Origin of the sequence: Fervidobacterium sp., assembly GCA_026419195.1 — a bacterium.
Lineage (GTDB): Bacteria > Thermotogota > Thermotogae > Thermotogales > Fervidobacteriaceae > Fervidobacterium.
On sequence record JANZZV010000003.1, the window covers coordinates 252,939 to 274,940 of the forward strand.

General features: G+C 36.1%; 18 protein-coding genes and 1 tRNA gene. 11 read left to right on the forward strand and 8 right to left on the reverse strand.

The features are described 5' to 3' along the window. The first annotated feature begins 1 nt into the window (after nt 1). The 3 genes from N2Z58_03110 (at nt 2) to N2Z58_03120 (ending at nt 1,284) form a co-directional block, all read left to right on the forward strand. Nucleotides 2-400: a secondary thiamine-phosphate synthase enzyme YjbQ gene (locus N2Z58_03110; protein MCX7653653.1), complete on the forward strand. Its 399-nt coding sequence runs from the start codon at nt 2-4 to the stop codon at nt 398-400. A 14-nt stretch (nt 401-414) separates the two neighbouring features. Next, nucleotides 415-885 (forward strand): shikimate kinase, encoded by a 471-nt coding sequence (locus N2Z58_03115; protein ID MCX7653654.1) that lies wholly within the window; start codon nt 415-417, stop codon nt 883-885. Between the two features lie 123 nt (nt 886-1,008). After that, nucleotides 1,009-1,284, forward strand: a complete 276-nt coding sequence (locus N2Z58_03120) for an HU family DNA-binding protein (GenBank protein ID MCX7653655.1) — start codon at nt 1,009-1,011, stop codon at nt 1,282-1,284. Nucleotides 1,285-1,359: 75 nt separating this feature from the next. On the opposite strand, the gene N2Z58_03125 is transcribed toward N2Z58_03120, so the two are convergent. Genes N2Z58_03125 through N2Z58_03145 form a run of 5 tightly spaced genes read right to left on the reverse strand, consistent with a single transcriptional unit; the run spans nt 1,360 to nt 8,373 of the window. After that, nucleotides 1,360-2,613: an HD domain-containing protein gene (locus N2Z58_03125; protein MCX7653656.1), complete on the reverse strand. Its 1,254-nt coding sequence runs from the start codon at nt 2,611-2,613 to the stop codon at nt 1,360-1,362. Between the two features lie 30 nt (nt 2,614-2,643). Then, nucleotides 2,644-4,806 (reverse strand): FecR domain-containing protein, encoded by a 2,163-nt coding sequence (locus tag N2Z58_03130; protein ID MCX7653657.1) that lies wholly within the window; start codon nt 4,804-4,806, stop codon nt 2,644-2,646. After that, entirely contained in the window at nt 4,803-5,438 is a 636-nt protein-coding gene (locus N2Z58_03135) for a DUF3307 domain-containing protein (protein ID MCX7653658.1), read from the reverse strand. The genes N2Z58_03130 and N2Z58_03135 overlap by 4 nt, the downstream gene beginning before the upstream one ends. 13 nt (nt 5,439-5,451) lie before the next feature. Further along, a complete protein-coding gene (locus tag N2Z58_03140) occupies nt 5,452-6,417 on the reverse strand; it encodes a phosphohydrolase (GenBank protein ID MCX7653659.1) in 966 nt (321 codons plus the stop codon). A 15-nt stretch (nt 6,418-6,432) separates the two neighbouring features. Then, entirely contained in the window at nt 6,433-8,373 is a 1,941-nt protein-coding gene (locus tag N2Z58_03145; GenBank protein ID MCX7653660.1) for an adenylate/guanylate cyclase domain-containing protein, read from the reverse strand. 165 nt (nt 8,374-8,538) lie between these two features. Between N2Z58_03145 and N2Z58_03150 the strand changes: the two genes are divergently transcribed. From N2Z58_03150 to N2Z58_03160, 3 genes are read left to right on the forward strand one after another with little or no spacing between them, the layout of a single operon-like run. Further along, the gene (locus N2Z58_03150) at nt 8,539-8,949 is read left to right on the forward strand and encodes a secondary thiamine-phosphate synthase enzyme YjbQ (protein MCX7653661.1); all 411 of its coding nucleotides are present in this window, start codon (nt 8,539-8,541) and stop codon (nt 8,947-8,949) included. Nucleotides 8,950-8,979: 30 nt separating this feature from the next. Then, nucleotides 8,980-10,674, forward strand: coding sequence for a sigma-54-dependent Fis family transcriptional regulator (locus tag N2Z58_03155; GenBank protein MCX7653662.1), 1,695 nt, complete (start codon nt 8,980-8,982; stop codon nt 10,672-10,674). Then, nucleotides 10,658-11,770 (forward strand): MFS transporter, encoded by a 1,113-nt coding sequence (locus N2Z58_03160; GenBank protein MCX7653663.1) that lies wholly within the window; start codon nt 10,658-10,660, stop codon nt 11,768-11,770. The genes N2Z58_03155 and N2Z58_03160 overlap by 17 nt, the downstream gene beginning before the upstream one ends. Before the next feature lie 35 nt (nt 11,771-11,805). On the opposite strand, the gene N2Z58_03165 is transcribed toward N2Z58_03160, so the two are convergent. The 3 genes from N2Z58_03165 to N2Z58_03175 all read right to left on the reverse strand — a co-directional run bounded on the left by N2Z58_03165 (nt 11,806) and on the right by N2Z58_03175 (nt 16,789). Further along, the gene (locus N2Z58_03165) at nt 11,806-12,426 is read right to left on the reverse strand and encodes a hypothetical protein (GenBank protein ID MCX7653664.1); all 621 of its coding nucleotides are present in this window, start codon (nt 12,424-12,426) and stop codon (nt 11,806-11,808) included. Nucleotides 12,427-12,437: 11 nt separating this feature from the next. After that, nucleotides 12,438-15,146, reverse strand: coding sequence for a hypothetical protein (locus N2Z58_03170; GenBank protein MCX7653665.1), 2,709 nt, complete (start codon nt 15,144-15,146; stop codon nt 12,438-12,440). Nucleotides 15,147-15,226: 80 nt separating this feature from the next. Further along, entirely contained in the window at nt 15,227-16,789 is a 1,563-nt protein-coding gene (locus tag N2Z58_03175) for a hypothetical protein (GenBank protein MCX7653666.1), read from the reverse strand. Nucleotides 16,790-16,908: 119 nt separating this feature from the next. Here N2Z58_03175 and N2Z58_03180 point away from each other — a divergent pair. The 5 genes from N2Z58_03180 to fusA all read left to right on the forward strand — a co-directional run bounded on the left by N2Z58_03180 (nt 16,909) and on the right by fusA (nt 21,926). Further along, nucleotides 16,909-16,984, forward strand: a tRNA-Ala gene (locus N2Z58_03180). A gap of 256 nt (nt 16,985-17,240) precedes the next feature. Then, nucleotides 17,241-17,510 (forward strand): co-chaperone GroES, encoded by a 270-nt coding sequence (groES, locus tag N2Z58_03185; protein ID MCX7653667.1) that lies wholly within the window; start codon nt 17,241-17,243, stop codon nt 17,508-17,510. A gap of 17 nt (nt 17,511-17,527) precedes the next feature. Next, nucleotides 17,528-19,147: a chaperonin GroEL gene (gene groL / locus N2Z58_03190; GenBank protein ID MCX7653668.1), complete on the forward strand. Its 1,620-nt coding sequence runs from the start codon at nt 17,528-17,530 to the stop codon at nt 19,145-19,147. An 89-nt stretch (nt 19,148-19,236) separates the two neighbouring features. Then, nucleotides 19,237-19,758, forward strand: coding sequence for a dihydrofolate reductase family protein (locus tag N2Z58_03195; GenBank protein MCX7653669.1), 522 nt, complete (start codon nt 19,237-19,239; stop codon nt 19,756-19,758). A 110-nt stretch (nt 19,759-19,868) separates the two neighbouring features. Then, complete coding sequence (gene fusA, locus N2Z58_03200) at nt 19,869-21,926, forward strand: elongation factor G (GenBank protein MCX7653670.1); 2,058 nt, start codon at nt 19,869-19,871, stop codon at nt 21,924-21,926. The last annotated feature ends 76 nt before the right edge of the window (nt 21,927-22,002 follow it).

Sequence of the window (22,002 nt, forward strand, 5' to 3'; positions counted from 1 at the left end):
GATGCTCTTTAAACTAGAAATTAACAGTAATAAACGCATTGAATTTATAGATATAACATCTAAAGTTTCAAATCTTGTTTCTCAATCAGGTATTAAAAATGGCTTATGCGTGATTTTTGTACCTCATACAACTTGTGGTATAACTATAAACGAACACGCCGACCCTTCGGTTGTAGAAGACTTAATAAATCATACATCAAAATTAGTACCAAGCAGTGAGAGATATAAACATACCGAAGGAAACTCAGATGCCCATATCAAAGCCTCTTTGTTTGGAAGCAATCTTTCAATTATTGTTGTTGATTCCAAGTTATTACTCGGCACGTGGCAAGGTATATTTTTATGTGAATTCGATGGTCCAAGGAGAAGAACTGTTTATATAAAACTATTGGAGGGATAAGCCTGAATCTACTTGTGGTGGGACTCCCAGGTAGTGGAAAGGACACTATAGTTAAGATATTATCTGAAGACTTTGGCTTTAATGTTATAAGAATTGAAGACATCTTTAAAATTGAAACCAAAAAGGATATATGTGATCTTGTAAAAAATAATGGATTTCAAAGTGTAGGTAAAATGGAAAGAAAAATTCTGAATAGATTTGAAAAAACTCGTGGTAAAATAATAATCGGTTGTGGTATTACGACAGACTTTTCTTCGAATAACTTTTTGATAATCTATCTAAAATGCTCAAAAGATAAATTTATTGAGAAATTCAAAAAGTGTGGTAGCAGAAACAGCCTTGAGAATCACTATAATACTTTTCACAAATACTACAGTTCACAAGCTGATTTGGTAATATCAACAGAACACAAAATGAAATTTGAAATTGCGGCGATTATCAACGATTTTTACAAGAAAAATATCCTTCATAAGCAAAATGCTTGATTTTTTAAAGATCTTTGTGATATAATATCGTAGAAACCTGTATTTATCATACTCTTGATTTTGACACATCAAAAGTGCTATTATATAAGTGTATTTTCACCACTTTAAAAGGAGGGGGATTACATGAACAAAAAGGTACTTGTTAATGCGGTAGCGGAAAAAACGCAACTCAAGAAAAAAGATGTAAAAGCTGTTGTAGACACTCTCTTTGAAGTTATAGCGGAAGCTCTTGAAAAAGGCGAAAAAGTTCAACTTGTTGATTTCGGAACATTCGAAGTTAAGAAAATGGAAGGAAGAACAGGTGTAAATCCAAGAACGAAAGCAAAGATTAACATTCCATCGAGAAAGGTACCGAAATTCAAACCTGGAAAAGTTTTGAAGACAAGAGTCAACAAATAATCAAGGTACAAAGTCATTGAAAAAATTTGTTCAAAAAAACCGGGGATTTGAAATCCCCGGTTGTTTTTTATAATTTTAGTACTGTGTATTTTCCTCTTGAATCATCTCCTCCAGACATCTGTATATATTTTCATCAAACTTTCCTTTTTCTACATCCGATTTTATCAAGCTAAGTACATCAGAAACATCCCACGCCTCTTTGTAAGTCCTTTTCGAAGAAAGCGCATCAAAGACATCAGCAACACCGATTATTCTACCAAATAAGGAAATTTCTCCATTTTTCTTTCCATATGGATAACCACTTCCATCAAGCCTTTCGTGATGCTCTAAGGCTCCACTTATTATATCCTCGTCTACGTACTTAATTTCTGAAAGTATCTCTGCACCGTATACTGTGTGATTTTTTATAACTTGGTACTCTTCATTCGTTAGTTTTCCAGGCTTAAGAAGAATACTGTCAGGTATCCCTATTTTTCCGACATCGTGAAGTATAGCGGAAAATTCCAATTTTTCAAGCATCTGTTGATTAAGTTTCATTCTTCTTCCAATTTCTACTGAATACATGGCAACATTTTTTGAATGTTGATGTGTATATTTGTCTCTCTTATCTATAGCAATAGCAATTGCAAGTAAAAGTTTTTTGAAGTTCTCAGAAAATTTCTCATACTTCCATGTACTCAGTAATTTTCTACCAATCAACTTTGCGAATTGATCAACAATCTCAGCATCTTGTTGTACAAAACCTTCATCTTTGTTGAGCACTTCTATAACACCTATCTTTTGTTCTTCAACCCATATTGGTGCACCAACTATATTTCTTGTTTTGAACTTTGCTGCCTTATCAACTCCTTTGAAGTGGGCGGGATTGTTTTCTAAATCGTTGAAAATTAGAGCTTTGCCTTCTTGGAAGATCTTTCCTGCTATAGAATCCATGGGAACAGGTATGCTTTCTATCTTACCACTCGCCTTCCCAACTGTCACAAGAAAACGCAGATGGTCTTGTTCGTACATGAGTATGGAAGCTGCTTCTGCGTTAATGATAGTGCATATTTCGTTTTGTATATCCTTGAGTAATTCATTCAACCTAAGATTATTATTTAGTTTCGCAGCTATATATACAACTTGGTCACGAAAGTTAGCAGGATTCACATTAATACCTAGGTTCAGAAGTTTATTCATTTTCTCTAAAAGCCAGGTAGAATACCCACCAAGTACGTAAAAAACCTTGTCTTGTATACTTACAGAAATCTTTGTTTTTCGACCATAAAGCTTTCCTTTGAATTCATATCCACTTAACCATGTAGGAGATTCCACATAATCTTTCTCCATTTCGTCACCTTCCTGCACTCAAAAACATCGTTACCAGTTTATTTCACTTCCAATATAAACGCTTTGAATCCATGTTTTCTTTACGTTGTCCCACGTATAAACTATACCTGCTACAAGATTCTTTTCCATTATAGGATAAGTTATTCTTAAGAAAGCAACTGTATCAGAATCGGCAAATTGTCCCTCTACAAATGGTGTTGCGTCAAAATAATAACCATAAACGAATAGACCAGCAACTGCACCCATTTGTGGTACAACAACTCTCAATTCACCAAGTGCATCCATATCACCAGAAAAATTACCCAAGAGATAAAATCTTCCCATTGCCAGTTGCGTCTCGAAATTAAATCCAGCTAAGAATCCAAAAGTTAACTGCTCGTCACTTAAGGTTGGTAATTTATTCGCAACCTTTTGTGAAGTGTAAACCCTTCCAAAATGGAAAGGTCTAAAGCCATTCCAAGTTCCGTAAGCTCCAGCGATGATATCAAATATGAAAAATCTCCCAGACAACCCTGCAAAAGTTCCAAGACCGAATTTCGAACCGTCCTTTAAAAATTGCGCGCTCGTTTCAAAACCAAGATAAAATCCTGCCATTAGCGGATATCTTAAATAAACAGATGTGGAAAGGTTTATAGGGGTTGCACTATTCAGTACGTTGTTATTATTAACATTAAAATCATAAAGTGCAGCAATTCCAAGGTCCATACCCGCAAGTACCGATTTTAATTCTAATTCGGTCGCAAATACACTATCAGACTGTGTAAATTCAAAGGGCCAAAGTTTAGTCAATTCATAAGGCAAATGCCCCATCAAACTAAACGCGCCAAATGACAGTTCAAAGTCGAAAGATTTCGCATATGGCCTGTAATAATCCCTCACAGAAAATCCCATTCCAAGTGACATCAGTTGCATATTACCATATCTAAAGTAAAAGTTTCCAAGGTTCAATGCAACAGAGTTGATTGTGATCATATTTATGACGTTTGTACTCGGATTTGTTGTAGGTAATCCATAATACAATGTTCCTCCTACTTCTGTAGCATATGCTGTCAAACCAATACCCAGTGTTACAGGACCTATCGAAAATTCAGGAGATATACTGTACACAATATATCGTTGCCCATCTTTCATGGCAGTTTCAACACCAAGAGGTGGTATATATGCCTTTGGTTGTGCAAACTCTGTCGCTGTTTTTGCTATACCCTCTTCCTTTTTCTGCTCTTGTGTGGGCATCTGTGTTTGCGGGATTTCAGGCAACTGGATATCTTCAATGCTCGGCAAAGTTTCACGCAAAGGTTCAAGTTGGATACTATCAAACAGTTGACTCATATCTTCTAAAACACCCTTAAAGAGTTCATATGCCAGCTTCTGACCTTCATACACAGGCACAACAAAATTATCGTCAAAAAACGCAAGGACTTGTCCTTCCCACACCTTCAACACTGGTTTCTCATCCATTGTTGATAACTCAAACTTCGTTCCCCTGACTCCAGCCGTTACGCTACCTGCTTTAACTTCAAACGAGGAACCTGCTACCATCTTTTGGACGACATTGTAAGTTCCACCCTTTTTGATAACAATGGATACAAGAATTCTTCCGTCCTTAGACTGTCTTAGTCTTTCGAAAAGTACTTGTGTATTTTCCGAGATCTTTGTCATAGAACCATCTGGAAATTTGACAACGACGTATGCTTTTTCAAGTGTTAGTATCTCGTCTCCTTCTTGTAAAGTTGTATTCGATTTTATCGGTTCCCATACCTGCTTTCCTTCTTTCTTGTATGCTACACTACCTTTAAACGAATCTATCGTTGCTTTAAGTTTATCAGTAAACTCACTTTCGTCCCTTTCCGTTATACGTAAAGTTAATTCTTTTGTGAAAACCTTCTTATCAGCTGTTTCTGCAGTAAATGTTATCTTCGTCTCACCAGCTTTTTTTGGAGCTAAGAAATTGAGCTCAATCTTTCCGTCCACCTTTATACCTTTGGTTAAGACATCGGGTTTTTCAAATCCACCGAGTGTAACTTTCGCTTTTAACGTAAACGTTTGAAGTTTTCCAGCTTCATCAACTAAAGAAACTTTTACAGGCAACTTCCCTCCAACAACTACACTATCAGAATCTGTTTTTACATCTAGATTTGCAAACAAAAATACAGACATCAATACAACAAACACCATCAATAAATTTCTTCTCATAACATCACCTCCATAAGTATCATTGTTGAAAATACGGTTAATAAATAATTCAACAGATTGGATTTGGAAAAGCGCAAGCAAACAACTGTAAAACAAATCCCAGCGTAGATAACAAAAAAGTAAATATTCAAAATGTAAATGAAAGGGGCTAACATTCTAAGAATATAACCCATGTAATCCCTTTTATAAACCCCATTTGAAAAAATAAAATGAACAAGTATACTGAGAAAATATCCATTGAAAATTGAAGTTGAAAATATAACTGCAATCGTACGACTGAGGAACGGTTGGACATTTACAAACTGCGTTGCTAAAAACAACGTTGTGAGATGAAGTAGTTGGTCGAATACGTAATAATACCAAGTTTTACAAAATTCTGTTTTGCACAGGAATTTTAAGTAATCAATGCCAAAATGCAATAAACTCATCAGAAGAACAACTATAAATTCTTGCAATCCAAATCCTTTTCCAACAATCACTAACAGCTGAGCTGTAAATACAAGCACTGTATGTAATAAAAGAACTCTGATGTCTTTTCCCTTCTTAGCTGCTATATAACTATTCTGAAGTACATAATCACCTACTAAATGACCAAAGAAAAAATATGGAAAATAGTGATTTAACGCGTTCAAAAAATCTCACCTCTTATTTATTATCACATTCTATTGTTTCGCTTACAATTTCTAAGTACTCATCTGGGTACTTTCCAAAAAGTTCATGTAACTCATGTCCCAAGAGCACTATATTTTCTGCAATACCAATTATCATAGCTAACTTAGGTATCTGAACACCAATTAAGCCCTTTGGACCTGTACCATCAAGGACCTCATGATGATAGAGACAAGCATCCAACAGATCAATTTGAACATCGAGGTGTTTCAAAATCTCATACCCATAGTCTGTGTGTTTTAAAAACTCTTCCCATTCTTGAGAAGTTATATTTTTCGTCCTTATCTTTTCAAATAACTCGTCTCGAACACCGATCAAACCAACATTGGCAGTCTTGAGAGCTATTAAACCGAGCTCTATATCTATTCCTTCGTGCTCAGATAACTTTGTAACTATTCTTTCCATTCCAGAGAGTTCTTGTTTTGTTAACCTTGCCCTCTTGTTGAGAGCTAAATAAAGGGTATTTAAAGCACTCTCAAGCAGCTGGCTAAGTCTATAACTTAATATTAAACCCTCTATCACTGACACAAAGGAATCGTAAAATGCCAAAAAACCAAGAACTTGGTTAATGAGAAATTCACCAGTTATTGTCATATGTCCAAGATTACCTGAATTTTTGCTCAATATAGGAATTTTCAACACATCATTTTGAATAAGCAATTCGTTATTTTCCTCTTTGTAAGACACTTTGACTACTTTTTGATACCTATTTTTGAAAAAGCTCTCAACTTTATTTTTTAATTCTTCTATGTTGTTTGCTGTTAAAAGATAATTTAGAAGGTCAAACACCTTCTCATCTATCTGGAGTCTGTATTCCATAGCAAACTCATAAATATCATCCTGCCTTGGTATGTTACCAGTTATTTTAAAAGTTCTCTTATCAAAATTAATGTTGTAGTTTGTACCATTTAAGTTCCTCTCTATAAATCCTCTCTCGTTCATCCATTTCAACTCCATTTATTCTGATAGGTTATCCTTAACCTTTTCACCAATCAACTTGTACAATCTCAACTCGTTACTCTTTCCTTTAACAGAAAAACTACCTATGTATTCAAAAGTAAAATTATCCGTTCTTTTCATTACATCTTCAGAAACTATTATTTCTGCATCAACTTCTCTTGTTAAATGCTCAATTCTTGAAGCAGTATTAACGGTATCTCCTATGCAAGTATAATCCATCCTAAAAGGAGCACCTATGTTTCCAACGATTGCAGGCCCGTAATGTATACCTATGCCACTGTCCAAATTTAACCCCGTTTCTTTATTCAATTCTTTTAGAGCTGAACGCATCTCCAATGCACACTTCAAAGAGCGATCTATATCATTTTCATAAGAAACTGGAGCACCAAAAATAGCCATTATTGCATCACCAATAAATTTATCTATAGTCCCTTCGTATTTGTATCTTATAATCTCACTCATCTTTGTCAAATATACATTCAAGAAAGAAACAACCTCTTCAGGTGTTAATTTCTCAGACATAGATGTAAAACCTTTAATATCAGAAAAAAGTACAACCACGTTTCTCGTTTCACCACCAAGTTTTAACTCGCCTTTATTCAAAATTTCCTCGGCAACCTTATCCGGTACGTATCTGTACAAATATTCTTTCATCCTTCTTTTTTCCGCACTTTCTCTTAAAAAATCTGAGAGTGTCTTCACAACAGCAACTGTTAAAGTTCCAAAAAATGGATGGAATGTTACAATATAAATTCTTTGCAAAAATAAAAAGAAAGAAGTGATAAGAATAATGATAGGCATCATCAACAAAACAGAAGTTACAAACTGACTTTTCAAAGAAATCAACATTCCTACGATAATCATTATACATATAAAAATTATAGAATTATAAAATGGTGATATTGGTTTGATGTATTCTTCACTTATCAGGTTTTGTATAGCATTGGCATGTACAAAGACTCCTGCCTCGTTGTTGGAAAATGGAGTTACCCTTAAATCGTATAATCCTTTGGCTGTGGCAGTATAACCAATAAGAACTATTTTGTCCTTAAAAGTTCCTTTCTTAAACTCCCCATTCAAGACTTTATAAAAAGGAACCTCTGGAAAAACGTCGCTTCCTTTTCCGTAAAACCAAATGTGCATATAACCGGAATTATCAAAACTAATATTCTTATTACCGATAATTATTTTTCTTTTGGCAAAGTCGATAAGTAAATTTTGGGGATTAATCCCCATGTAGACAGCTGCAGTCAAAACATTCATATGAGGCAATACACCAGATGATATCCCTGTTTCCCTTGCCCATTCTTCTATAACCAACAATGGTATTTTCCTAACTATACCATCAGCATCAAGTGCACCTATCTCGTAACTTGCACTGTAAGCGGACACCGCAAATGGTTCATAAACTGGCCTGATTTTATAAATAGTAAAAGGATTTAGAAGTCCAAATTCTCTAAAATTGGTCATCTTGTATGCATAATCCAAATAACTTGTGTTTTTCTCAATCATTTCTCTTAATCGATTGTCGTAAGATAAATAAGTAGTCTTTTCATTTATCAAATACGTTCCGAGAATAACATTACCGTAAATCAACAAAGTACTTGCAAAATAACTATCACTATCTTCCTCCCCAGCTTCTGTAAATGAAATATCAAATGCCGCAACCTTGGCACCATCTTCAAATACCTTCTCAAGTAACTTGCCATACACCTCTCTCTTCCAAGGCCATGTATCACCTTCGACCTCCAGGGCACTCAATGAGTATTCATCAACACCTACAACTACTACATCGACTTTTTTATATATTCTACCACGTAAGTTATAAAACAAATCCATTATTTTCAAATCTAATACTTTGACAAACTTAACATTGAATAATATAGCCCATATGAAGAATATTGAAATCCCAATCACAAGCAGATATATTTTGCGCATAAGCCCCTCCATTTGATTGTATTCAACGTTTTGTATTATCAAAATTTAAGATATAATAAATTATTGAGCTTTCTGTGTAAGATAGGCTCATTAGTTTTGACAGACTATACTCATAAAACGTTGAGAGATTTAGAAATTATTAAATAGTCGATGGAGGTGAAAAGAATGAAGTCTTACACAGAGTACCTTTGGTTTAACACTTCTAAGAGAAAAGAACTAATATTAATAACACCAAAGATAGAAGAAATCGTTAACAAAAGTAACATTAAAGAAGGGATTTGCCTTGTATCTGCAATGCACATAACAGCCGGAATTATTGTCAACGATAACGAATCAGGTCTTCACAAAGACATATGGAATTGGCTCGAAAAACTCGCACCAGAAGGGAATTACCATCATCATTTAACCGGAGAAACAAACGGTGACGCGCATTTAAAACGTATATTAGTACATCATCAAGTTATATTACCCGTTACCAATGGCAAGTTAGACTTAGGTCCATGGGAAGAAGTCTTTTATGCTGAATTCGATGGACAAAGAAGGAAAAGGGTTGTGGTGAAAGTAATCGGTGAGTAGTTAAATAAAGATATTGGAGCTGGATACCAGATGGAAAGAATTTTGAAATTTGTTCTTGATTCGATTATAGAAGGTATCATTCTTGTGGATAGTCAAGGTAAAGTAATATACGTTAATAAAAACGCCTGCAAATTACTTGGGTTGAGTCCCGAGATTATAGGTAAACCTGTCGAAGAGGTTGTTAAGAACACAAGGTTACACATAGTTGTAAAAACTGGAATTCCAGAAATAGATCAAGTTCAGCATACCGAAAATTCCATAATTATCACATCAAGAATTCCACTAAGGGATGAGAACGGTAAATTACTCGGCGCAGTGGCTGTTTTCAGAGATATAACCAGTTTGAGGAAATTGGCTGAGGAGATAACCAATCTTAAGGAAATCGAAGCTCAACTGAAAGCTATTATAGAATCGACAAACGATGCCATAAGCGTAGCAGATGAAAATGGAATTGTGCGGTTAGTGAACAAGGCTTACACAAGGATAACAGGTTACTCACCAGAGGAGGTTATTGGTAAACCTGCAACTGTTGACATTGCTGAAGGTGAAAGTATCCACATGTTGATAGCTCGGACAAGGCAACCAATATACAATGCTAGACTCAAGGTAGGTCCTGCAAAAAAGGAAGTTATAGTTAACGCAACTCCTCTTTTTGTAAAGGGACAGTTCAAAGGTAGCGTTGCCGTTGTACACGATGTATCAGAGATATTGCGACTTACGAATGAACTCGAAGAAGTAAAAAGAATGATTAGATATATGAAAGCACAATATACATTTGATGATATAATAGGCGACAGTAAATTGCTACAAATAGCCAAGGAACAGGCAAAGAAAGTAGCTCAAACTCCAGCAACTGTTTTACTTAGAGGCGAGAGTGGTACTGGAAAAGAATTATTTGCACACGCAATACACAACTCAAGCCCAAGAAAAAACAAACCTTTTGTGAGTGTCAATTGTGCTGCAATTCCGGAATCGATATTAGAATCTGAGCTTTTTGGATACGAAGAAGGAGCATTTACAGGCGCAATTAAAGGTGGAAAGAAAGGACTTGTCGAAGAAGCGGATGGAGGTACACTCTTTCTTGATGAAGTTGGAAAACTTCCACTTTCACTGCAACCTAAGTTGCTGAGATTTATAGAAACAAAAGAATTCGTACCTGTCGGTGGGAGAAGTATAAGAAAAGTAGATGTACGGATTATAGCTGCAACAAACGTTGAGCTTGAAAAGATGGTCAAAAATGGAGAATTTTTACCTGATTTGTACTTCAGACTCAACGTATTTCCAATATATCTGCCTGCTTTAAAGGACAGAAAAGAAGACATACCCAAGCTTGCGGTACACATAGTAAGAAAATTGAATCAGCAATACGGTAGAATGGTCGAAGGTATTAGTCCACAGGTGGTTAAATATCTTGTAAACAGGGAATGGATTGGTAACGTAAGAGAACTTGAAAATTTCCTTGGAAGAGTAATGATAAACATGAGCCCGGAAGAGAGAATAATAGAACTAAAACATCTGTCTGAAGGAATAGAAATTAGAAAGAACAAAGAACAAATTGAGGTTGAAATAGGACCTTTAAGAGAATTGATAGAAGAATACGAAAAGAAAATAATTATCGAAGCTCTCAGAAAAAGCAAAAATGACAAGCAGAAAGTTGCTGAATTGTTAAACATAAGCATTCGAACACTTTATTACAAGATAGAAAAATATGGCATCAAAGCTTAAGAAAGGAATGAGGATAATGAGTGAAAACATATTACCAATGCTCATAATCTTTTCTTATTCACTTGTACTCAATTCCATGGCTCCGCTTTTAAAATCCTTTAGAGAGCTGTTTAATATATCAACTGCATTGTCATCACTTCTTCCATTTTTCTCACTTTCTGGAACAGTTATATCGAACATATTTGTTGGTGTGTACATTAGTAAACTTGGGCTCAAGAGATCTCTTATCATAGGCAGTATACTAACCATAGTTGGTACCTTTGTAGTTGCGTTTGCTACTAATTACTCATTAGCACTAATAGGAATTTTGATTTTCGGCCTTTCAACAGGATTTGGGTTCACAGGTGGAACTACTTTACTTACTCTCAGCAAAAATGCAAATTATGGTTTTTTTCACGGTGCTTATGGATTAGGAGGGATAATAGCACCATTTATAATAACAATAGCCGAAAAAACAACGAGCAATTTTAAAAACGTCTACTACATCTACGCAGTTGGGTTTGCGTTTTTGTATATTTACCTCTTGTTTAGAAAAATACCTGAACTCAAAACAACAGAACCGTTTAATTTAAAACAAATTAAAAATGCTTTTAGAGATAGAAACTTCTCCTTGTTTCTAATATTACTCATCTTGTACTCTTCTGCGGAAATAGGTACAATAACATGGTCAGGTAGCACAATGAGAGAAACTAACATAAGCCTGTTTATATCTTACACACTATTTTGGTTAACCTTTACACTGAGTAGATTTCTCGTAAATAATCTTTCTAATTTAGTGAAAAACCTTGTAAGATTGAATTCATTAATACTTTTATTTTTGGTAGTCATTTTTGTCATAACAAAAAACCCGGTATTTTTCAGTCTATCAGGTTTTTTCTTTGGTCCCATATTTCCGTACGTACAAAATATAGCGATAAACTCAATAAATCGTACCTACACCAATCTGTTTAACGGCTCAACGTACGCATTTACTTCTCTTGGTGGAAACATTGTGAGTACGTTGATGGGATTATTCTTAGACAAAAGTTTACTTTTATCGTGGAGTATTCCCGTAATTATCATATTTACAATATATTTCATCAGTAAAGAACTATAAAAAGAAAACTCCCCAACAGGGAGTTTTCTTTTTAATCACTTGAAATTGTTTATTTCTATGCGGCTAATTTCAGGTTTTGTAGAAGTTGGTATTTTCAGCTCTTCAACAATCTCGTCTTGACCAACTGGAGAAATTTTATTTTTGTCGGGTGGCACCACCGCTATAAGCCAGTTACCTGCGAGTACCATTTGATTGTTGTTCAATCGCATGTATGTAAATGTACTAAGTTTGTTTTTCAGCCATATTGAAACGTACGGTGTATTTTTGTAGCCGTAAACATACAGTCTCAAATATCCATTTGAAGTTCTCAACAGTTGAATCCCTTTTTCCACTGAACGTTCCAATGTTATCGTAACTGACTTATTTGGTTCCACGAATATATCCTTGATTTTGAAAACGGACAAAGTTTCAGAAAAAACCACATTCACAGACGGTGATTCAATCTTTGCATTAATATAAACACCATTTTTGTCTGCTTTGATCACGTTGTCGTTTATGTTTCCTTCAATGAACAACTTATTTCCGTACGGATCAATTATGTTAACTTCGGTTCTGTAGTTAGATTCCGCTGGTTTGTTGTTATTACTGAAAGTACCGCACGAAGAAACAAAAATAAAAACAAGCAAAATGGAGATAAAAGTAAACAGCTTTCTCATAAGAACTCACCTCACTTTACTCTTTCACTTTCGGGTACAGATATTCCAAACATACTGACAAAAATAAAGAAATCATCGTCGTTAACTTTCTTCGTTGTATCGCTTAAAAATCCTGCATTGAAGCTATTCAAAGATGGATAAGGTGGTACAAACCCTTCTCTTGGTCCGATGTTGTAAACCAAGTTACCTTCGGAAACCTCTTGACCAAGGAATGGAGAAAACAATATCCAATCGTTTGCATCAACATCGTAATCACCATCAAAATCACCAGGAATATATAAAAATTTATTATTCTTGTAAACCGATTTTGCTTTTAGATTGTCCAGATCAACAAGCTGTCCTTGAATTTGAGAATAACCGTACAGCTCAAAAAACTGTCTGAACACAGAATCATCATTTCCATATAGCCGCGTTTTTTCAGGAAAGTAAAGATTCAAAGTTACCGTCGCTACTCTTGTTTTTTGAGCAAAAGGCAGAGCATAGTTTGAGAAAACATAATTTAACTCATTGTCCTTGACATAACTAAGAGCATCGACTATTGAAACATTCGGTGCAGGGTTATTCTGACCTGTCAAATTAGCTTCTACGATTTTTACCCCACCTTTCGTTTTTAGTTGCAATTTATGTGCTATAGAATTAGGTGCGGCATCCAAGAAAAGGTATCCTTTGACATTTCCATAAGCAAATTCTGGTAACAGTAAAGTTATGGTAGCAGACAGCTCTGCATAGTAAATCTCTATATAGTGAGGTCCGCTCAAAGGTAATGAAACAGAGTCTTTATCATAAACTGTGGATTTCGTGTAACCTCCAGGCACATCAGGATTCCATGAATATATATCCCATCTATAAGCGTAAAATTTCTTACCTCCTTGATCAGTTTTCGAACTTATTATCATTTTCGCTTGTGCAGGATTGTTTCTGTAATCATTGTAATCGAAAATACCTATTTTGCTTTCTGTTGATTCACCTAAATTACCTGACAAAGGATATTTATGGTAAATGTAGTATCTGTATTTCGCATCAGTGTACACTTTAACCGTTCTGTCGTTGAATCTGTAAGTTAGCACAGCTGGATTATCGCTTTCTGATGGACCCTCGTAGGCATCAGGACCTGATTTATTCCAGAATCTGAACTTAAAGAGTGAATCGGTTGCTGGAGGAGTACCGCCCTTTACAACAGAGCTTTTAAATGTGCCTCTTAACAAAACTGCTAACTGGGTTCTTTTGCTAAAGGTTACCCTAAGTTTTTGAGTACCTGGGATGCCGGCAACAACACGTGCAGGATCTGTAACATTAGTTCTGTAATCTTGAAATGATCCTGCAACACTGTTATCAGCGTTCAACAACGTTGCATCATATAAAAGACCGTAGTTTGTTTCATCACCGAGTATGTTACTTGAGAGAGGTCTTCCGTAAAATCCTTCAACAGCGTTTATGAATATCCTTGTTCTAAATTGCATCGAAGCTGAATCGATAAAGTTGGTTCGATATGCATTTGCCCCATACATACCCCATATACCGTAAGGACCGCGTGCATCTGTTTTCCAAGCATAAATTGTACCATTGTTATCGGCAGATGCAAAGACATAATATTCTGTCCCCACAGCACCAAGTGGTGCAACTCCAACTGCGGCACTCATTGGAAAAGACCTATTTGTGTTAAATTCAACAACTTTTTCCAATCTTCCGAGAGCTGAATCAAATGAAAGTACCGTAATCTTTCCAGAATATTCGCCACCGGTAGATGGAACTACAATGTATGTCAGTCCATTACCTTTTTTCAATATAGCTGGAGTAGCTGTTATATTCTGCCCAATAGTATTTTCAGCAACTTTCGTTAAGCTGTTGTTCAAAACAACGACTTTTCCATTATCTCCAAACAGGTAAATAAAACCTTCTCCATCGATTAAAGGTCCGCAACTGTTTGCTGAATTTAAGTATTTTACATGTATTTCACTCCCAGAAGGATCGATCTTGTATAAGATTCCGTTTGCACTTAATGCGTACACAAAACCAGCTTCATCCATAGCCATTGGAACGGCAAATTCTCCAGATATTGAAATTTTTAATGTTAGTGTTGCAAAGGTACTTGCATCGATTTCATAAAACTTACCGTTTGAAGTCATAACGTATAATCTAGACCTATCCGGTGTAAGTATTGGAGGAATTTTGATAGGTGAATCAACACTACGCTCTTTTGATTCAGTAGTAATTTCTGTGGGTTGTGAACCACTAACGTCATAAACAAGCTTATATATCTTACCTGAGAGCGTACCGAAAAACGCGTAAGCCTTATTATTTGTTTTATCTGAATAAGCAACAAGTCCTATGGAAGCATTGTCTATATCTTTCGTAACTGAAGAATTAGCCTCAACTTTGTGAATCACGAACTTATTTTGCTGGTTTTGCGCTTGCGCAGTAACGTAAACTACGTAGTTGTTATTTGAGCCAAACTCTAAATACGCAGGTGGAGCGACTACATTAACTATTGCTGGAGCTTGTCCTCGGGCGGTCACCGCTCCTGTTGGTGTTATTTCATACAGCTCTCCAAATTTTGATAAAAACAAAATATTACCACCGTTTTTTACTATTAACCCTGGTCCTTGTTTGCCTATCTGCTTAATGTATCCAGTTTCAGCCCACAGACCTTCGTAGTAGAATGAAAATATAACACTACTGAGAGCAAAACAAAAAATAACCAAAATGTTTGCAAACTTCATCTTATATCCCTCCAACTAAATGTCCTATCATAAGTAATTATCGACACAAGTTAATGGAAAGTTAAGAAAAATCCATTAATTTACTGAACGTAAATTAGAAATCTTCCAATGTCTCGCATTAGATTTCCACTTTTATCGGCAACATTCATAATAGATAGGTAATAGTATCCAACAGCAACATATGTTGAAACAGCAAATGTTACCTTTCTAAGATCACTTGAGACTTCAAAAACCTCCATAACAAGGTCTCTGTAAAATCCTTCGCTTTCATCTTCTTTAATAAGCAACCTTGGTTTTGTCGTTAAGCTTATTCCGCCAGGATCCTCAACTGTTAACTTAAATGTTATGAGCCCCGGTGAAACAAAATTATCCTGACCAAGTTTTAATTCAACATTATTAGCGTACAAGGAGACAAACTTTGGTCCATTGTAATCTCTTACAGCGATCGTAGTTTCAGCGATGCCTGCTCTCCCGTCCTCAGATTCCGCATAAATTGTTATGTAATGTTCACCCTCCTCCACTTCCCAGAGAGTGAACAATTGAGGATTTTTAACATTTTCATTTGGGTATTCAGCAATTCTTTTCCCATCCACAAGATATATTATCTTAGAATATTTTACATCCTTTTCCTCAGGTATCATAGCTATCACAGCAGTGCGACCGGCAGTTAGCTCACTAGGACTCAGCTCTACCTTGAACCTTAACGCTGTTCCACCGACGTATATTCTTTTTGCAAAGGTGTACATATTTCCTTCTTTATCATAAGCTACAACGTTTATCGCATGAGTTCCTGTATCTTTTTTACCTATGGAGATTTCTTCCGTATAAATGGTACCACTTATATTTCTTTCAACAACAGCCTCACCATCAAAGGTTAGTCTAAATTTAGAAAGCTCAACATTATCTCTCAAAGTAACCCTGAGTGTTATATTTGATTCTGGGGAATAAAAAGTATCAGCTGATACTGTTATTTCAGGTGGAATTTTATCATTCTGGTTTACCCGAAGAACTAAGGTAGTTGAATCTTGCGTATCGTATGCTTTCGTTCTTACAAACAACTGGATTAAACCACTTTTTTGAATTTTTCCAAGCCTAATAAAATTGTAACCAGGAGAAACTTGAATATTAGTCGTGTTTGACGAATCAACTAATAGACCATTTGCAGTCAGATCTATCTTTGGATTGCTACTTCCAATTTTTAGCTGTAATAATACTTCATCACCTTCGTACAACTTATTTGGTATAACACTTATTTTCTCTATATAAGGTGGTAAAGAATCATAAACAACAATTTGTTTTTGATCTACATAAGTTTTGCCATCAACAACAGAAAATCCTTTGGCTTCCAATTTATAAATTCCTGGTTTTTCTGGTTTCCAACTAAACTTGTAAGGATAAGATTTCAACAATTCTGTGATCTTTGTATCACTACTTTCTATACTCAAAAATATCTTTGGAATACCAGGTTCAAGTGTTTCAATCATCATATCAATAGTTTTCCCAACTTTTCCAACTTGACTCACTTTGATGTCCAGAGCTTTGAAAGGTTTGCTAAGTTCTGCTGATTTCATACAGCTTTGGAGCACTACAATCGAAATAACTGCCAAAACAAAAACTCCAACTGAAATTGCAAATCTTCCCACTTTCTCACTCCCCAAAATACTTCAGTTTTCATATGGATTATTCTTCGTTTTTCGTTTTATCTCCTAAATCCAACTTGATTTTTCAAAAATGTGTGTTATAATTTTGCTGGATTATGTCCGGGGCCGTAGCTCAGGTGGGAGAGCGCTACCATGGCACGGTAGAGGTCGTGGGTTCAAGTCCCATCGGCTCCACCAAAAAATCAACTTTTTTGTAGATTATTAACGTTGGGCATTCGTCCCAACGTTTATTTTTTATTTTCAAGCAAAAATTTACATTGGCTTGGTGCGAAAAAAAGCAAAAACGACATATAAAGATCAATAATTTCATTTAAAACAGATTAGTTGCAATTTTTCAGGATTCACAATTTGCTTTTTTTTGTTATACTCAAATTAGCACACGAAATATTAGAGTGATAATAAACCAAAACTGTGACAGGAGGGGGTAAAGTGTATGAAAGTGAAACCACTTGGTGAAAGACTGCTTATAAAGCCTATTGTTGAGGAAAAGAAAACAGCAGGAGGTATTGTACTTCCAGATGCTGCAAAGGAAAAACCTATGAAAGCTGAAATAGTTGAAATAGGTAAACTTCCCGAAGGTTGCGAGCTTAAAGTTGGAGATAAGGTTATCTTCAACAAATATTCCGGTACGGAAATAAAAATCGAAGAGGAAGACTATATCATTATTGATGTAAACGACATTCTTGCAAAAATTGAACAATAAAGGAGGAGGTGTGAGTTATGGCAAAGTTGTTGAGATACAGTGAAGAAGCAAGAAGGTCTCTTGAATCAGGTGTTGACGCAGTTGCTAATGCTGTTAAGATAACACTTGGTCCAAAAGGGAGAAATGTTGTTATCGAAAAATCTTGGGGTAGTCCGACTATTACAAACGATGGTGTTTCTATTGCAAAAGAAATCGAACTTGAAGACAAATTCGCAAATTTAGGTGCTCAGCTTGTAAAAGAGGTTGCAAGTAAGACAAACGATGTTGCGGGTGACGGTACAACAACAGCAACAGTACTTGCACAAGCAATGATTAAAGAAGGACTAAAAATGGTAGCAGCAGGTGCAAATCCAATACTTGTGAAAAGAGGTATTGATAAAGCTACAGCCAAGGTTGTCGAAGAGATTAAGAAGATTTCTAAGAAACTTTCAAGCACTGAAGATATTGCTCATGTTGCAGCAATCAGTGCAAACAGCGAGGAAATAGGTAAGCTTATTGCGGAAGCAATGGAAAAAGTTGGAGAAGACGGTGTTATTACAGTTGAAGACAGCAAAACGATCGATACTTATGTCGAATTTACAGAAGGTATGCAATTTGATAGGGGTTACATATCGCCATACTTTGTAACAGATCCAGAAAAAATGGAAGTTGTTTACAACGAACCATTCATACTTATAACCGACAGAAAGCTTTCGAATGTCAAGCCTCTCATTCCAATTCTTGAGAAAGTTGCTCAAACTGGCAGACCACTCGTAATTATTGCAGAAGACGTTGAAGGTGAAATGCTTACAACGCTTGTTCTTAACAAACTTAAAGGTACGCTCAACACAGTTGCAGTAAAAGCTCCTGGTTTTGGTGATAGAAGGAAGGCAATGCTACAAGATATCGCTATCTTAACAGGCGGTATCGTTGCAAGTGAAGAAGTCGGAATTAATCTTGAAGATCTGACATTGCAAGATCTTGGAAAAGCAGACGTTGTAAGGGTTAAAAAAGACGAAACGATAATCGTAGGTGGTAAAGGTAAACCAGAAGAAATCAAAAAGAGAATTGCTCAAATCAAAGCTCAGATAGAGCAAACAACAAGTGAGTACGAAAAAGAAACACTCCAAGAGAGAATGGCAAAACTTGCTGGTGGTGTTGCAGTAATTAAAGTTGGTGCCGCAACAGAAACAGAACTTAAAGAAAAGAAGCACAGAATCGAGGATGCTCTTAGCGCTACTAGGGCAGCAGTCGAAGAAGGTATAGTTCCTGGCGGAGGAATTACGTTGTTAAGAGCAAGAAAAGTTCTCGAACCACTCCTTGGTGAGCTCACTGGTGATGAAAAACTTGGTGCACAAATTGTTTACAATGCACTCGAAGCACCTATCAAACAAATTGCTACTAACGCAGGTTACGATGGTGCAATTATTGTACACAATGTGCTTTCAAAAGACGAAGTTGCCTATGGATTTGATGCATTGAAAGGTGAATACTGCAACATGTATGAACGTGGTATAATTGACCCGGCAAAGGTCACAAGAAGTGCTCTCCAAAATGCCGCATCAATCGCAGGTATGTTGTTGACAACCGAAGTTCTTGTTGTTGAAAAACCTGAAGAGAAAAAGGGTGCATCAACTCCTGAAATGCCAGAATATTAATTAACAAAATGATAAAGCCAGGGTGAATTTCCACCCTGGCTTTTTATTTTTTGTGGTTCTCAATCTACAGCTCAAAAGGAGTTGTTTTTATGCGTGTGAGGCTTTTGGCCGTAACCGATATTCGTGGGACGATTGCTTTGAGCGAATTTGATAAAATAGACTGGTCAAGTAAAGAAGATAAACAATTTTTTAAAAAGATAACGATGCAATCCGGCGTTGTAATCATGGGACGTAAGACATTCGAAACTATTGGTAAAAAGTTACCTCAAAGAGTTAATGTTGTATTAACTCACAACAGCGAATATGTTTTCGGTGATCTGTTACCAGACGTAGTATTATCAGGAAATTGTAAGAAAATTTTACAAGATCTTCTCGAACTTGGCTACAACGATGTTTGTGTTATTGGTGGTCAAAGTGTTTTTACACAATTCGTACGCGAAGGCGCTGTAACAGACCTCTACTTAAGTATAGAGCCTATCGTACTTCCAAGTGGAATAAATTTGTTTAGCAATGAAATATTGAAAAAGATGGAGTTAAAATTAGAAAATATCTTGAAATTAAACGATAAAGGCACAATAAACGTCCATTACGTGGTAAAAAGAGATGTTTAGACGTAATGGGTCACTGTGGATTATAAAAGAGATGATTTGAAAAAAGCAAATATTTTGGTAAAATATACATCAGTGTATCGTTTCCAATAAGCATGCTTGGAGGTGGGGAAATGGTTTCAAAGGATAAACGAACGGTGGTACTTGTAGGACACAACGGTTCAGGTAAGTCCACTCTCATGGTTGCTGCGTTGAACATGGGTGGATTCAACGTGACAAGGAAAGAGATCGACTCAGACCCAATTGAGATGCATAGGGGAGCAAGTATAAACTCGCACGTTGGGACATTCAAATTTGAAGGAAAACAGTATACGTTTATAGACACTCCTGGTTTCAGTGATTTTATAGGCGAGGTTATAAGCGCTGTATTCGTGTCTGAAAACGTACTTAGTGTGGTTAACGCAACAGCTGGTGTGGAAATTCAAACAGAAAGAACTTGGTCAATAGCAAACGAAATGGAAAAACCGATAATGGTATTTATCAACCAGATGGATAAAGAAAGGGCAAACTTTGAGAATACACTTTCTTCTTTAAAAGAAAGATTTGAAGCAAAGATAGTACCTATCGTCTATCCGATAGGTGAGGAATCAAGTTTTAAAGGTTTTGTTGATATACTTTCTGGTAAGGCATACATTTACGATGGAGGAAAATCTAAAGTATCCGAAATACCATCAGAAATAAAAGATAAAATTGACGAATTTAAAATGTCCATAATGGAAGACATCGTATCACTCGATGATGGCTTGATGGAAAAATACTTTGCAGAAGAACCGATCTCTCCCGCAGAACTAATAAGTGCCCTAAGAAAGGGGTACATTGAAAGGCAGGTAGTACCAGTACTTGTTGGTTCGGCAGAGAAAAACATAGGTATAGATTTCTTGCTAAGGATAATAAACGACATAGGTGCAACACCTCTTGAGGCAAAACCTTACAAAGGTAAACTTGAAAACGGAGACGAAATACAAATAAATCCATCGGAAACAGACCCACTTGTAGGATACACATTCAAAGCTGTAGTTGATCCATTTGTTGGAAAATTAAGCTTTATAAAGATAATTTCTGGCAATATGAAACCTGGCGATTCGTTTAACAATGTGACAAGAAGCACGCAAGAAAAAGCTGGACATTTGTATTTTGCCAAAGGTAAAGATACGTACGAAGTAGACGAAGTTTCATGTGGTGACATCGTAGTATTACCAAAACTGAAAGAAAGTGGTGTCAAAGATACTATCACCCACAAGGATAGAAAACTTACAATCGTTCCTCCAGAATATCCAGAACCAATGATCTCAAAGAGCGTTAATCCAAAGTCAAAATCTGATATCGATAAGATAAGTAATGGGCTTAGCCGACTTGCAGATTCTGATCCAACATTTGCTTGGGAATTTGATCCAGAGACTTCGGAGACAGTTATTTCCGGTATTGGTGGTATGCATTTAGATGTAATGGTTGAAAGACTGAAAAACATTTTCGGTGTAGATGTTGAAGTTGGAAAACCGAAGATAGCTTACAGAGAAACTATTCTCGGAAAAGCAACATCCGAACACAAGCACAAAAAGCAATCTGGTGGACATGGTCAATATGGGCATGTTAAGATCGAACTTGAACCAGCAGAGAGAGGCACAGGATTTGAGTTTGTTGATAAAATCGTTGGCGGTGTAATTCCAAGAAACTTCATTCCATCCGTTGAAAAAGGTATCAGAGAAGCTATGAAAAAAGGTGTGCTTGCAGCATATCCTGTCGTTGATGTCAGAGTTACGCTTTTTGATGGTTCATATCACGAAGTTGATTCTTCAGACATATCGTTCCAGATTGCCGCTATTCAAGCATTCAAGAAAGGTATGCAACAAGCAAAGCCTGTCTTACTTGAGCCAGTAATGTATGTTGAAATATTCACACCGGATGAAAATGCAGGAGATGTCATGGGAGACATAAGCTCAAGAAGAGGAAGACCCATGGGAATGGAACCAGCCGGTAAAGGTACAACAGTTGTTAAGGCTGAAGTGCCACTTGCTGAAATGCTCGATTTTCAAGGAAGATTATCCTCCATTACAAGTGGTAGAGGGTACTTTACCATGAGATTTGCTAAATACGAAGTTGTGCCACCAAACATCCAAGAAAAAATAATTGCTGAGCGCAAAAGATACCTTGAAGAACAAGCAGAAGAATAATCTAAAGCTAAGTCTAAATATCCTTAATAAAAAACCGAGGCATTTTCTACTGCCTCGGTTTTCATTTTTTGTGTAT